The 13,936-nt window shown below is 59.6% G+C and carries 13 protein-coding genes; 5 read left to right on the top strand and 8 right to left on the bottom strand.

Annotation, left to right across the window (positions count from 1 at the left end):
- Positions 1-175 precede the first annotated feature (175 nt).
- The 3 genes from plsB (at position 176) to GHO03_RS14745 (ending at position 3,497) form a co-directional block, all read left to right on the top strand.
- Positions 176-2,674, top strand: coding sequence for a glycerol-3-phosphate 1-O-acyltransferase PlsB (plsB, locus tag GHO03_RS14755; protein WP_095018176.1), 2,499 nt, complete (start codon positions 176-178; stop codon positions 2,672-2,674).
- Between the two features lie 123 nt (positions 2,675-2,797).
- Positions 2,798-2,974, top strand: coding sequence for a hypothetical protein (locus GHO03_RS14750; RefSeq protein ID WP_153328079.1), 177 nt, complete (start codon positions 2,798-2,800; stop codon positions 2,972-2,974).
- 124 nt (positions 2,975-3,098) lie between these two features.
- Complete coding sequence (locus tag GHO03_RS14745; protein ID WP_153400133.1) at positions 3,099-3,497, top strand: YbaY family lipoprotein; 399 nt, start codon at positions 3,099-3,101, stop codon at positions 3,495-3,497.
- Between the two features lie 67 nt (positions 3,498-3,564).
- On the opposite strand, the gene GHO03_RS14740 is transcribed toward GHO03_RS14745, so the two are convergent.
- Together GHO03_RS14740 and GHO03_RS14735 are read right to left on the bottom strand one after the other, a co-directional pair.
- On the bottom strand, positions 3,565-6,630 hold the full coding sequence (locus GHO03_RS14740) for an efflux RND transporter permease subunit (RefSeq protein WP_153400132.1): 3,066 nt from the start codon (positions 6,628-6,630) through the stop codon (positions 3,565-3,567).
- 5 nt (positions 6,631-6,635) lie between these two features.
- Positions 6,636-7,736: an efflux RND transporter periplasmic adaptor subunit gene (locus tag GHO03_RS14735; protein WP_153400131.1), complete on the bottom strand. Its 1,101-nt coding sequence runs from the start codon at positions 7,734-7,736 to the stop codon at positions 6,636-6,638.
- An 89-nt stretch (positions 7,737-7,825) separates the two neighbouring features.
- Between GHO03_RS14735 and GHO03_RS14730 the strand changes: the two genes are divergently transcribed.
- Complete coding sequence (locus tag GHO03_RS14730; RefSeq protein WP_095020563.1) at positions 7,826-8,467, top strand: TetR/AcrR family transcriptional regulator; 642 nt, start codon at positions 7,826-7,828, stop codon at positions 8,465-8,467.
- Positions 8,468-8,598: 131 nt separating this feature from the next.
- Here the strand turns inward: GHO03_RS14730 and GHO03_RS14725 are convergent, their stop codons facing one another.
- Positions 8,599-9,381 (bottom strand): class I SAM-dependent methyltransferase, encoded by a 783-nt coding sequence (locus GHO03_RS14725; RefSeq protein WP_095001289.1) that lies wholly within the window; start codon positions 9,379-9,381, stop codon positions 8,599-8,601.
- Positions 9,382-9,474: 93 nt separating this feature from the next.
- Here GHO03_RS14725 and GHO03_RS14720 point away from each other — a divergent pair, with 93 nt between their 5' ends.
- Positions 9,475-10,095: an energy transducer TonB gene (locus GHO03_RS14720; protein ID WP_153400130.1), complete on the top strand. Its 621-nt coding sequence runs from the start codon at positions 9,475-9,477 to the stop codon at positions 10,093-10,095.
- On the opposite strand, the gene GHO03_RS14715 is transcribed toward GHO03_RS14720, so the two are convergent.
- The 5 genes from GHO03_RS14715 to GHO03_RS14695 form a co-directional block, all read right to left on the bottom strand.
- Positions 10,092-10,955 carry a DUF72 domain-containing protein gene (locus GHO03_RS14715; RefSeq protein ID WP_095018180.1) on the bottom strand — a complete coding sequence of 288 codons (864 nt, stop codon included), beginning with the start codon at positions 10,953-10,955 and terminating at the stop codon, positions 10,092-10,094. The genes GHO03_RS14720 and GHO03_RS14715 overlap by 4 nt on opposite strands.
- Before the next feature lie 4 nt (positions 10,956-10,959).
- A complete protein-coding gene (locus GHO03_RS14710) occupies positions 10,960-11,247 on the bottom strand; it encodes a hypothetical protein (protein ID WP_095018181.1) in 288 nt (95 codons plus the stop codon).
- A gap of 116 nt (positions 11,248-11,363) precedes the next feature.
- Entirely contained in the window at positions 11,364-12,047 is a 684-nt protein-coding gene (tsaB, locus tag GHO03_RS14705; protein WP_095018182.1) for a tRNA (adenosine(37)-N6)-threonylcarbamoyltransferase complex dimerization subunit type 1 TsaB, read from the bottom strand.
- 95 nt (positions 12,048-12,142) lie between these two features.
- The gene (gene adk / locus GHO03_RS14700) at positions 12,143-12,790 is read right to left on the bottom strand and encodes an adenylate kinase (RefSeq protein WP_095001284.1); all 648 of its coding nucleotides are present in this window, start codon (positions 12,788-12,790) and stop codon (positions 12,143-12,145) included.
- Between the two features lie 286 nt (positions 12,791-13,076).
- Positions 13,077-13,936, bottom strand: an 860-nt coding sequence (locus tag GHO03_RS14695; protein ID WP_153400129.1) for a phosphoenolpyruvate carboxylase, incomplete at its 5' end; no start/stop codon positions are given.

The following is a 13,936-nucleotide window of genomic DNA, read 5'->3' as shown; positions in this document are numbered from 1 at the left end:
AACCTGACTCTGCAAAACTCTGTCTGACGCAGTATCGCGAAAGACCACCGAGTATAGGTCAGGCAAAAAAACACTCAATCAATATTAGTTCAGCGCTTTTTTGCCGATTTTGCGCTGATACTGCAAACTACCCGACCGAGTAAACGCTCGTTTAATTCACTAACGCAGAAGCCGTATGACCCCCTCCCCATTCCGCCGCCTTGTATTTGGCGCCCTGCGTCGCTTGCTGTACCTGTGGGTGCGCTCGGAGACCATCAACCAGTCTTCGCTGACCCTGAACCTGGATCGCAGCCGACCGGTGTTCTATGTACTGCAATCGCCCTCGCTGACCGAGCTGGCCGTTGTCGACGCCGAGTGCTCCAAAGCCGGCCTGCCGCGCCCGGTGCTGCCAGTTGCCGTAGGCGAGATGATAGAGCCAGCTGCCTTCTTCTACCTGACCCCCGAGCCGGACTGGCTGGGGCGTCAGGACAAGCGTGGCGCACCGCCGGTATTGACCCGACTGGTTGACGGCTTGAGCCAGCACCCGGGGGAAGACGCGCAAATCATCCCGGTCAGCGTATTCTGGGGCCAGTCCCCCGACAGCGAGTCCAGCCCCTGGAAACTGCTGTTCGCCGACAGCTGGGCCGTGACCGGGCGTTTGCGGCGCATGCTGCGCATCCTGATTCTGGGCCGTAAAACCCGCGTGCAGTTCTCGGCCCCTATCCATATGCGAGAGCTGGTCGACCTCAACAAGGGCCACGAACGCACCGTGCGCATGGCCCAGCGCATTTTACGGGTGCACTTTCGCAACCTGAAAATCTCGACCATCGGCCCCGACCTGTCGCACCGGCGTACGCTGGTAAAGGGCCTGGTCAACGAGCCTTCCGTGCGCCAGGCGATCCTCGATGAAGCCGAGCGCGAGAATATTTCGCCCGACAAGGCCCGTGCCCTTGCGCTGCGCTACGCCAATGAAATCGCCTCGGACTACACCTACACCGCGATCCGTTTTTTTGAAGTACTGCTGAGCTGGTTCTGGAACAAGATTTACGATGGGGTCAAGGTCAACCAGATCGAGAGCGTGCAAAAGGTCGCCCAGGGCCATGAGATCATTTATGTGCCGTGCCACCGCAGCCATATCGACTACCTGCTGCTGTCCTATCTGCTGTTTCGCAACGGCCTGACCCCGCCGCACATTGCCGCCGGGATCAACCTGAACATGCCGGTGCTGGGCCCGCTGCTACGCCGTGGCGGGGCATTTTTCATGCGCCGCACCTTCAAGGGCAACCCGTTGTACACCTCGGTGTTCAACGAATACATGCACACCCTGTTCACCAAGGGTTTCCCGGTGGAGTACTTCGTCGAAGGTGGCCGCTCGCGCACCGGACGCATGCTGCAACCGAAAACCGGGATGCTGGCCATCACCGTGCGCAGTTTCCTGCGTTCATCACGCACGCCGATCGTGTTCGTACCCGTATACATCGGTTACGAACGCGTTCTTGAAGGCCGTACCTACCTGGGTGAGCTGCGCGGCGCCAGCAAGAAAAAAGAGTCGATTTTTGACATTTTCAAAGTGATCGGTGCGCTGAAAAAACAGAAGTTCGGTCAGGTCGCAGTCAACTTCGGCGAGCCGATCAAGCTGGCCGAGTTTCTTGAGCAGGAGCAGCCGGGCTGGCGTCAGCAGGAGCTTGCACCGTCCTACCGCCCTGAATGGCTGAGCCAGACCACCAACCGCCTGGGAGAAAAGGTTGCCCGGCATCTGAATGAAGCGGCGGCCATCAACCCGGTAAACCTGGTGGCACTGGCCTTGCTGTCCACTACCCGCCTGGCCCTGGATGAGCAAGCCATGGCCCGGGTACTGGACCTCTATCTGGCCCTGCTGCGCCGTGTGCCTTACTCGCCGTACACCACCTTGCCCGAAGGCGATGGCCCGGCGCTGATCAAGCATGTCAAAGACATGAATCTGCTGGCCGAGCAAAGCGATGCGCTGGGCAAGATCCTCTATCTGGATGAGCAGAACGCGGTACTGATGACTTATTACCGCAACAACGTGATGCATATCTTTGCCTTGCCATCATTGCTCGCCAGCTTCTTCCAGAGCACTTCGCGCATGAGCCGCGAACAGATCCTGCGCTACACCCATGCGCTGTATCCGTACCTGCAATCGGAACTGTTTATCCGCTGGTCCGAGCAAGAACTCGACGGAGTGGTCGATCAATGGCTTGAAGCCTTTGTCGAGCAAGGGTTGCTACGGTTCGAAAAAGACGTGTACCTGCGCCCTGCGCCAAGCTCGCGACACTTTGTATTGCTGACGCTGCTGTCCAAAAGCATTGCGCAAACCCTGCAGCGCTTTTACATGGCCATATCCCTGCTGCTCAACAGCGGCCAGAACACCCTGAGCGCCGAAGAACTGGAAGACCTGTGCACCATGATGGCCCAGCGCCTGTCGATTCTGCATGGGCTCAACGCCCCGGAATTCTTCGACAAGAGCCTGTTCCGGCACTTTATCCAGACCTTGCTTGAAGAGGACGTGTTGCGCCGCGATAGCAATGGCAAGCTGAGCTACCACGAATTGCTCGGTGAACTGGCTGAAGGGGCCGCCAAGCGCGTGTTGCCTGCGGAAATCCGCCTGTCCATTCGCCAGGTGGCATTGCACCGCAGTGAAGATGCCGCGGATATTTCCGAGAGCGTGGGATAATCCTGCAAAGTTGAGTTGAAACGTCTCAACCGGTTTCAGCCTTCCAATCCGCGACTAGCCTTGGATGTGTGCCGAAGATTTCGGCACACATCCAAAGCAAACCAACGATAAGGAAGTCTGGAAATGACCCAAGACAACAAAACCCCCTCCGAACACCCCTCTCCTGAAACCAGGGGTAATGCTGGCACGCCCTGGCATGTTCAGAATCCCGATGGCAGCGTCCACGGTGGCAACGGCATCCAACCCGCCAGCCACAACAACCCCCCTGACGAATCCCAGGATGAACCTCTGACTGAATAACCCACTGAAACAGCAGCGGTTGTCAGGCACAGGTTTGCCGCTTCAAAGGCAAGTTCATTGCTAGAATCCCTTCCATTCTCCAGTGTGAAATGTCTTACACAGGAAAAGAAACGGAGTCTGCCCTATGAAAAAGTTACTTTTACTGAGCCTGACCGCCCTGCTGGGAGCCTGTAGTTCCATGACCTCGACCCCGCAAGCGCCCCTCGACGGTGAAGTGTTCTACCTGCAACGTATCGCCCTGCCACCTACCGCTACACTGGAAGTGAGCCTGCAGGATGTGTCTCTGGCCGACGCGCCAGCGGTAACGCTGGCCAAGCAGAGCGGCCCGGTAAAAGGCCAGGTGCCACTGCCTTTCCACCTGACCTATGACCCGGCGCAAATCAAACCTGGCCACACCTACGCAATCAGCGCGCGGATTGAAGAGAACGGCCAGTTGCTGTTTATCAACACCGAGCGCAACAGTGTCGACCTGACGGCCAAGACCCAGCAGCCGATCCGTGTGCGCGTGGATCAGATTCGCTAATCCGCAGGCTCGCCCTCACCCCAACCCTCTCCCGAAGGGAGAGGGTTGGGGTGAGGGGCTTTGGCTCCTAGACCTTCTTCACCTTGAACCAAGCCGCATACAACGCAGGCAAGAACAGCAACGTCAGCACAGTCGCCACGATCAACCCGCCCATAATGGCCACCGCCATCGGCCCGAAGAACACGCTGCGTGACAGTGGAATCATCGCCAGTACCGCCGCCAGCGCGGTCAGCACAATCGGCCGGAACCGCCGCACCGTCGCTTCAATCACCGCCCGCCACGGGTCCAGCCCCGCCGCCTTATCCTGCTCGATCTGATCCACCAGGATCACCGAGTTGCGCATGATCATCCCCGACAACGCAATGGTGCCCAGCATCGCCACAAAACCGAACGGTTTGCCAAACAACAACAGGAACAATGTCACCCCGATCAAACCCAAAGGCGCCGTCAGGAATACCATCACCATGCGCGAGAAACTGCGCAGCTGTACCATCAGCAACGTCAGCACTACCACGATAAACAGAGGTACGCCGGCCTTCACCGAGTCCTGGCCACGGGTGGAGTCTTCCACCGTGCCACCCACCTCCAGCAGATAGCCATCCGGCAGCTCGGCACGCACACCTTCCAGGGTCGGCAGAATCTGCTGCACCAGGGTCGCCGGTTGCTCCTTACCGTAAATATCCGCCCGCACCGTCACGGTCGGCAGACGATTGCGGTGCCAGATAATGCCTTCTTCAAAGCCGTACTCCAGGGTCGAAATCTGCGACAGGGCAACGCTCTGGCCATTATCGGTCGGTACCGCCAGGCTCGGCAGCAGCGCCAGTTCGGTACGTTCCTGGGCTGTGCCGCGCAGCAGAATTTCGATCAACTCGTTATCTTCGCGGTACTGGCTGACCGTCGAGCCCAGCAAGGTACTTTGCAAGAAGCGCGACAGGTTGGCCGTACTCACCCCCAGGGCACGCGCCCGGTCCTGATCGATATTGAGGTTGACCACCTTGCTCGGCTCTTCCCAGTCCAGGTGCACGTTAACCACATGGGGGTTGCCCCGCACCTGGGCTGCGACCTTGCGCGCCAGCGCCCGTACCTCTTCGATATGCTCGCCGGTCACCCGAAACTGCACCGGATAGCCCACAGGCGGGCCGTTTTCCAGACGCGTCACCCGCGAGCGTATCGTCGGGAACTGTTCATTGAGCGTGTCGATCAACCAGGTGCGCAGGCTTTCCCGGTCCTCGATGGTCTTGGCCAACACCACAAACTGGGCAAAGCTCGCCGCGGGCAGTTGCTGATCCAGTGGCAGGTAATAGCGGGGCGAACCGGTGCCTGCGTAAGCCACATAGTTCTCGATGCCCGGGTGATCCTTGAGCAGTGCCTCGAGCTGCTTGACCTGGTCGGTGGTGTTGCTCAACGAAGCACCCTCGGCCAGCTTCATATCGACCATCAGCTCCAGTCGGCTGGACGCCGGGAAGAACTGCTGCGGAACAAACTTGAACAGCACCACCGAGCCTATAAACACCAACGCGGTCAGGGCAATCACGGTTTTGCGCCGGGTCACACACCACTCCACCAACCGACGTACGCGCTGGTAAAATGGCGTTGCATAGGGGTCAGGCACGCCAGCCCCTGTGCCGTGTTTGGCCGCATGAATCTTCGCCAGGTCCGGTAACAACAGCGCGCCCAAATACGGCACAAACACCACCGCAGCCACCCACGACGCCAGCAGGGCAATGGTCACCACCTGGAAAATCGAGCGGGTGTATTCGCCGGTGCTCGACTGCGCCATGGCAATCGGCAAAAAGCCCGCAGCCGTTATCAGCGTACCGGTGAGCATCGGGAACGCGGTGCTGGTCCAGGCAAAGCTGGCGGCCTTGAGCCGGTCGTAGCCCTGCTCCATTTTGATCGCCATCATTTCCACGGCGATGATCGCGTCGTCGACCAGCAGGCCCAGCGCCAGCACCAACGCGCCCAGCGAGATCTTGTGCAGGCCGATGCCAAAGTAATGCATGGCGGCAAAAGTCATGGCCAGCACCAGCGGAATGGTCAGCGCCACCACCATGCCGGTACGCACACCCAGGGAGAAAAAACTCACCAGCAAAACGATGACCAGTGCTTCGACCAGCACCTGCACAAACTCACCAACGCTGGTTTTCACCGCCGCAGGCTGGTCTGACACTTTGCCCAGTTGCATCCCCGCCGGAAGGTTTTTCTGGATCCGCTCAAACTCGGTGTCCAGTGCCTTGCCCAGCACCAGAATATCGCCACCGTCCTTCATCGCCACGGCCAGGCCAATCGCGTCCTGGCCCATAAAGCGCATGCGCGGTGCCGGAGGATCATTAAAACCGCGACGCACATCCGCCACGTCGCTGATGCGCAAGGTGCGCTCGCCTACGCGAATGGGGAAGCGCTCGATCTCTTCGACCGTCTTGAAGTTACCGCTCACACGCAATTGCACGCGCTCGGTCGGGGTTTCGAAGAAGCCCGCCGTCGATACTGCGTTTTGCTCTTCAAGGGCTTTTTGCACGGCAGCCAGCGGCAAACCCAGGGTCGCGAGCTTGAGGTTGGACAGTTCGATCCAGATTTTTTCGTCCTGCAGGCCCAGCAACTCGACCTTGCCCACATCCTTGACCCGCTGTAGCTGGATCTGGATACGGTCAGCGTAGTCCTTGAGTACCGCGTAGTCGTAACCTTCGCCGCTCAGGCTGTAGATATTGCCAAAGGTCGTGCCAAATTCATCGTTGAAGAACGGCCCCTGAACATCCGGTGGCAAGGTGTAGCGGATATCACTGATCTTTTTGCGTACCTGATACCACAGCTCGGGGATCTGGTCGGAATGCATCGAATCGCGGGCCATAAAGGTCACTTGCGATTCACCCGGGCGCGAGAACGAGACAATGCGCTCGTACTCGCCGGTTTCCATCAGTTTCTTCTCGATTCGCTCGGTGACCTGACGCGAGACTTCTTCAGCCGTGGCGCCCGGCCACAGGGTGCGGATTACCATCGCCTTGAAGGTAAACGGCGGGTCTTCGCTTTGCCCTAATTTGGTGTAAGAAAGACCGCCAACGATTGCCAGCAACAGCATCAGAAACAGGACGATCTGACGATTTCGCAACGCCCATGCGGAAAGGTTAAAACCCATGGCGACTACTCCTTGGCCGCGACATTGATCGCCCGGTTGGAGCGATCAATCGGCCGCACCTCCTGGCCGGGATGCAACACATGCACACCGGCGGCAACAATCCAGTCATCGGCCGTAAGGCCTTCGAGCACCGGCACGCTGCTTTCGCCAAACGGCCCCACACGCACGGGCACCTGCTCCAACTTGTTGCCCTGGCCCACCCGCCACACATAGGACGCACTATTTTCCGCCGTCAGGGCCGACAACGGCACCGACAGCGAGCTGACACCTTCACTCTGAATAAACACCCGGGCACTTTGTCCCAGTTCGGCAGGCACTTTGCCAGCGGTGAAAGCGATACGCGCAGCAAAGGTGCGCGATTTAGGATCAGCTGAAGGCGACAGTTCGCGGATGCGGCCGCTGAAGCGCTGGCCAGGCTGCGACCACAACTCGACCGCTACCGGCATGCCTATCTTGAAACGGCCAAAATCCTGTTCCGGCAAGCTGATCAATACCTCACGCTCGCCGTCGGCAGCCAGGGTAAACACCGTTTGCCCGGCATTGACCACCTGCCCCACTTCGACCTGACGCTGGGCAATCACACCGTCTTGCGGCGCACGCAACACCGCATAACTCGCCTGATTGCTGGCCACGTCCTGCTCGGCCTTGAGCTGTTGCAGCCTGGCTTCGCCTGAGCGGTAGAGGTTTTCGGCGTTGTCGAACTGCGAACGGCTGACCATCTGCCGGTCCAGCAGGGTCTTGTAGCGGTCGCGCTCGGCACGCACCAGGTTCAGGTTGGCCTGCCCGGCGGCGACCTGGGCGCGGGTGGCGTCCAGTTGCAGGCGCACGTCCTGCGGGTCCAGCTCGGCCAGCGGCTGATTAGCCTTGACCCGCTCCCCCTCGTCCACCAGACGCTTGGTAACTTTGCCGCCAATGCGAAACGCCAACTGCGGGTCAAAGCGTGCCCGCACTTCGCCGGGGTAACTCTGGCTGGCCAGTGCCGAAGGCTGCGGTTGCACCACCATCGCCGGGCTGATGCTGATTTTTGCGGGCTCCTGCTGCCCACACCCAGACAATAAAAACAGCAGACACACAGGCACAGCGCGGGGCAAGGCATGGCGCAACATGGTGATGACCTTTCGCTAATGGGGCTTGGAATATTTATACTGGCAGCATGTTATTAATACTAAACTCACCAGTCCAGTAATAAACGGATATGTCTGACAATCCTTTACCCCCCAATGCCCTCGGGCGCCCCAAGGACCTGGCAAAACGCCAGTCGATCCTCGACGCCGCCAAAACCCTGTTTTTGACCAAGGGCTATGCCAACACCAGCATGGATGCGGTTGCGGGTCTGGCAGGCGTGTCAAAACTGACGGTCTACAGTCACTTCACCGACAAGGAGACCCTGTTTTCCTCGGCCATCATGTCCAAATGCACCGAACAGTTGCCGGTACTGTTCTTTGAATTACCTGCAGGCAAGCCGATCAAGGATGTATTGGTGAACATTGCCCGTGGTTTTCAGGTGCTGATCAACAGTGAAGAGTCGCTGAACCTGCATCGCCTGATGGTTGCCCTGGGCAGCCAGGATCCGAAGCTGTCGCAGATCTTTCTGGAGGCCGGGCCGGAGCGTGTGGTGCACGAGATGGAGGGGCTACTGCGCAAGATGGATCAAAGTGGCGCGCTGCAGATCGACAACCCCCATTATGCGGCGGAGCACTTCTTCTGCATGCTCAAGGGCGCGCCGAACTTTCGCCTGCTGTTTGCTGGCGGTGAACCGCCGGGGCCCGAGGAAAGCGAGGCCCATGTGCAGGAAGTGGTGGGGATATTTATGCGGGCGTATCAGCCATTGTCGTGAGACCGCGGCGCCTTTTACCCTCACCCCAACCCTCTCCCGGAGGGTGAGAGGGCTGATGTGTGGTGTTACGCAGATTTGCTTTTACCTTTTAGGCCCCTCTCCCTCCGGGAGAGGGCTAGGGTGAGGGGCTTTTAAGGTTTCAACGCTTTTTTCGGATAAATATCGTAACGGCTCGACTTACCATCCAGCGCATGGCTCGGCTTGGGCCCGGCAATGCACGGTGCCTTGCGCGGGCGCTTGACCACCACCCGGTGGCTGGCCAACGCCAGCGCAGCTTCCAGCAACGCCGGGGCATCGTTGTCATCACCCACCAATGGCCGGAACAAGCGCATTTCCTTTTTCACCAGAGCGGTTTTTTCGCGATGGGGGAACATCGGGTCCAGGTAAATCACCTGCGGCGGTTCGCCTTGCCAATTGCGCATCACTTCGATCGAATTGCCCTTGAGCAAGTGCATACGCGACACGATCGGCGCCACCTCAAAGTCATCCAGACCACGGGCCAGCCCGTCTTCGAGCAAGGCACCGATCAGCGGCTGGCGCTCGATCAGGCTCATTTCACAGCCCAGGCTCGCCAGCACAAATGCATCCTTGCCCAGGCCCGCCGTGGCATCCAGCACCCGCGGGCGCACACCCTGCTGAATCCCCACGGCCTTGGCGATCATCTGCCCCGTGCCGCCGCCAAACAAACGTCGATGGGCCGCGCCACCTTCGACAAAGTCGACCCGCACCGGGCCCGGCGCATCTGCGCCCAACTGCTGCAGCTGCAAACCCTGGGCGCTCAATTGCAAGGCGAACTCGGCGTCCGGTTCGTCCAGCGACAAACCCAGACGCTCGGCCCATTGCTCGGCCAGGGCCTGATAAGCCTCGTCCAGTGCCTCGACTTTGATACGACAGCCCGCTGTTTGCTCAATCATCTAAAAACACGCTCAAAAATTTAATGATCGGCAAAGACTGCCGATAAATGAAATATCCGGCATTTTGCCAGAGCTGAGCGCCAACCGAGAGTTATGTCAGACATTCAATCCGCATCTATCGGCTTTATTGCGCCCGTTGGTGACTTTGGCCGACACAATTCCCAGATCACAGGAAGCGTCAACCACCTGTGGAAGGACTTCTACGCCCAGGCATTGGCCGAGCAGTCCGGTACTGAAGACTATGCGACGGTTGATACAGCGCCGACAGCCAAAAATGAAAATGCCGAGCCCCGTGGCGGCAGTGAGGTTTTGGGCACTATCGTGACCCAGCGCCACTGCGACGTTCAGGACACTGAACTGCGCCCGCCTGAAGCCCTGTTTTTGCCCATTGCCGAATTTGAACTGGACCTGCTGCCACCGCCCGGCGTGCCCTACCCGCCTGAGGTCATTGTCGAGCAACAACACCAGCAGGATTTCAACACTACGTGGGTGCGCCCAGTAGTCATGGCTCAGGGCCATCCGCTGCCTGAACCGGGCCCTGCGCCTGAACCTCGCGCGTTGCATCTGCCCATTGCCGAGTTTGAGTCTGACTTGCTGCCGCCGCCTGCCGAGCCCTTCGATGCCATGACCCTGATCGAGCAACAACGGGCCATGGATTTCGATCTGGGCTGGGCACGCCCGCTGGTGGTCAACAACTTGCGCCTGGCGGCTTAAAGCAGGCCTAGTTGTTCGCGACTCTGGGGGGGATGCAGCTCGGGCAATGCCGGCAACCCAGGTAACCTTTCACTCAGTTGAAGATGAAAACGCCGTGCCAGTTCCGGAGCACGGTGATTGTCCGGCGTGTGCAAAAAAACATAGGGCGTGCGCCCTTCCTCGATCCAGCCCGCGACTTTTTCAACCCAGGGCACCAGGTAAGGATCGTTGGCCTCAAGCTCCGGACGGCCAATAAAACGCACCTGCGGACATTGCGTGAAAGCCGCCGGACGTGGGGGCACCCTGGGCTTTTTCGATTGTGCGTGAAGCACGGCAGGGTCGCCCGAATCACAACTGAACAGTGCCCGCGAATCAAGGCAGATACGCTCAACCCCTCGATCCATCAGCAGACGATTGAGCAGGCGCTCGGCATCGCCCTTGGCGAAGAACTCCGGATGCCGCACCTCAACGGCCAACGGCCTCTGCAAGGCGTCCACAAAGCTCACCAGCTCCGCCAGGCGCTGTGGCCCGAAGCTTGCCGGGAGTTGTAGCCAAAATGGCGCTACACGCGCCCCCAAGGGCTGCAACAGTTGCAGGAAGTCTTCGGCTGCATGCAATTGCTCGCGCAAATCACCGCCGTGACTGATATCCCGAGGGAACTTGGCCGTCAGCCGAAAGTGTTCAGGCAGGCTTTGTGCCCATCGGACCACCGTGGTCGGTGCAGGCCTGGCGTAAAACGTGGTGTTGCCCTCGACCGCATTGAACACCTGCGCATACAGGCTCAGAAAATCCGCCGGGCGGGCGTTTTGCGGATACAGCCCTTCGCGCCAGGCGTTTTCACTCCAGGACGGACAACCGAGGTAGTAAGGAAGGTCAGTCATGTACTCAGATGTAAAGATCCAGGCCCAGCACTTCCTGTTCCCAGTCGACGAAGCCTGCGGTGGTCAGGTAGCTGGCAAGGGCACTGGCCGCGCTTTTGCTCATGGCGCGCTGGAAGATCATGTCTTGCGAGCGCACCGGCAACTGGCTGATGCGCTCGGCGCCGGAGGATGTGCGGGGGGTGTTTTCGGGCGCAGCCTCAGTGTCTTCAACCGACTCATCAACCACCGCCTGACCATTACGCGGCTTGCGCTTGATGGGGTATGACCGGGGAGAAAAGCTGTCAATGCGCATGGCTGCATGCTCTGTAACGATAGATACAATTTAGCGGCGCAGGGCAGACTAAGCAAATGGGCCGGCCATTTTGTAGCAGCAGCCTCGCTCCGCTCGGCAGCTGCTACAAAAGTGGATCAAACGCCACGTTCGGCTTTTGTAGCCGCTACCTTGTCGCGCAGGTACACAGGCTGGGCGTCATCGGCACGGATGGCTTCGCCGCGGGCCCAGGCAAAGCGGGCCAGGGTCAGCAGGTCTTCGGCGTGGGGCAACATGCCTGCGTCCATTGCATACGGCTTGACGTTCAAGCGCTCGGCATAGCCCCAGCCAGTGCCCGCGCCATACCAGTCGCCTGTAGCACCATCGGGCAAGGCCGCAGCCTCAGGCGCCAATACCGCTTCAGCGCCTTGCAGGCGCATCTCACCCGCTTCTTCGCGGTAGCAGCCCCAATACACCTCGTCCATGCGTGCATCGATCGCCGACACCACCTGGGTTGCGCCGTGCTCACGGTGAGCACGCTGGGCCAGGACCGCCAGGTTGGAGATCGGCAACACCGGGCGCTCCAGTGCAAAGGCCAGGCCCTGAACCACGCCAATGGCAATACGCACACCGGTAAAGGCACCAGGCCCGCGACCGAAGGCAATGGCCTCAACCGCCGACAGCTCGACACCGGCCGCGGCCAGCAGCGCCTTGATCATCGGTAACAGCTTTTGCGCATGCAGGCGCGGGATCACCTCGTAGTGGCTAGTAACCTTGCCATCGTGCAACAAGGCAACTGAGCAAGCTTCAGTCGCGGTATCCAGGGCCAGCAAGGTGGTCATCGGTGTTCCCGTCAGAATCAGAATTGAAAAAAGTGCAGCAGTATAAACAACAACAGCCCGCAAGCGGGCTGTTGTCATGACGCAAAATCGACTTATCAGCTCAGTGCTTCAAGCACCTTGGCCGTGATCGATTCTACCGAGCCAACGCCTTCAACGTGGCTGTACTTGGGCTTGCCCTGAGCAGCGGCCAGCTTCTGGTAGAAGTCCACCAGCGGCTTGGTTTGCGAATGGTAAACAGACAGGCGGTGACGAACGGTTTCTTCGGTGTCGTCCTTGCGCTGTACCAGATCTTCGCCGGTCACATCGTCCTTGCCTTCAACCTTTGGCGGGTTGTAGACGGTGTGGTACACACGGCCCGAGGCTTCGTGTACACGACGGCCAGCAATACGCTGGACGATCTCTTCGTCTTCAACGGCGATTTCCAGCACGTGATCCAGCTCGACACCGGCTTTAACCAGCGCTTCAGCTTGCGGAATGGTGCGCGGGAAACCGTCGAACAGGAAACCGTTTACGCAATCCGGCTGAGCAATGCGCTCTTTGACCAGATTGATGATCAGGTCGTCGGAAACCAGGCCGCCGCTGTCCATCACGCCTTTGGCGATCAGGCCCAGCTCGGTGCCGGCTTTTACGGCTGCACGCAACATGTCGCCGGTGGAGATTTGCGGGATGCCAAATTTTTCAGTGATGAACTTTGCCTGAGTACCTTTACCGGCCCCGGGAGCTCCCAGCAGAATTACGCGCATCGATGTGCTCCTCAAATTTTTTATTTAAATGACAACAAACTCGCCTCTTTGGGCCAGTCTCAAAATCGGGTTATGGCCATCAAAACGGCCAAGGGCTGATCAAGATACACAGCAGGCCCGGCCCACACAAGCCGCCCAAAGTAGGAAAAATTACAGCCAAACGGGCCTGTGCGGCCGGGTGTCACAGGTCGCAACCCCACAATAAAGTGTCGCGCCCGCGCAGCGATCGGCATCCAGTCTGCCGTGTCCCCGCCCGCTCTGGCGCGACATTTGCCGCTGTTTTGCCTTAGCCGGTGTTGCGCAAGCCGGCCGCGATCCCGGCCACAGTCACCAGCAACGCTTGTTCCAGAGGGCTGTCCTGCGCCGCTTGCTGGCGACGCGAGCGTGCCAGCAGCTCGGCCTGCAATAGATGAAGAGGATCAAGGTAAGTGTTGCGCAAACGGATGAACTCGAGCGTCTCCGGGCTATGTGCCATCAACTGCGCCTGCCCGGTCAAGCCCAGCACCACTGCGCACGCCTGCGACAATAAGTCGCGTAAGTGCGCACCCAATGGCAGCAGTTCCGGGGTCACCAGGCGCTCGTCGTAAAGCCGGGCGATATCGGCATCGGCCTTGGCCAGGACCATTTCCAGCATGTCGATACGGGTGCGAAAGAAGGGCCACTGCTCACGCATTTGTGCCAGTTGATCACCTTCACCGCGCTCCAGTGCACGACGCAATGCAGTTTCCCAACCCAGCCAGGCGGGCAACATCAGGCGGGTCTGGGTCCAGCCAAAAATCCACGGGATGGCCCGCAGGCTTTCAATGCCCCCTGCCCGGCGCTTGGCCGGCCGACTGCCCAGAGGCAAGCGGCCCAGCTCCTGCTCCGGGGTGGACTGGCGAAAGTACTCGACGAACTGCGGATTATCCCGCACTACGCCACGGTAGGCAGCGACCCCGTCTGCCGCCAGCTCATCCATCAGTACCCGCCAGCCCGGCTCCGGCAGGGGCGGTGGCAGCAAAGTGGCCTCCAGCACGGCGGCCAGGTACAGGTTGAGATTTTGCTCGGCAATGTCCGGCAGGCCGAATTTGAAGCGAATCATTTCGCCCTGTTCAGTGGTGCGGAAACGCCCCGCCACCGAGCCCGGCGGCTGCGACAGGATGGCCG

Source organism: Pseudomonas sp. FSL R10-1339, from assembly GCF_009600545.1.
GTDB classification, from domain to species: domain Bacteria; phylum Pseudomonadota; class Gammaproteobacteria; order Pseudomonadales; family Pseudomonadaceae; genus Aquipseudomonas; species Aquipseudomonas bubulae.
This window is presented reverse-complemented; position numbering and strand designations above follow the sequence as displayed.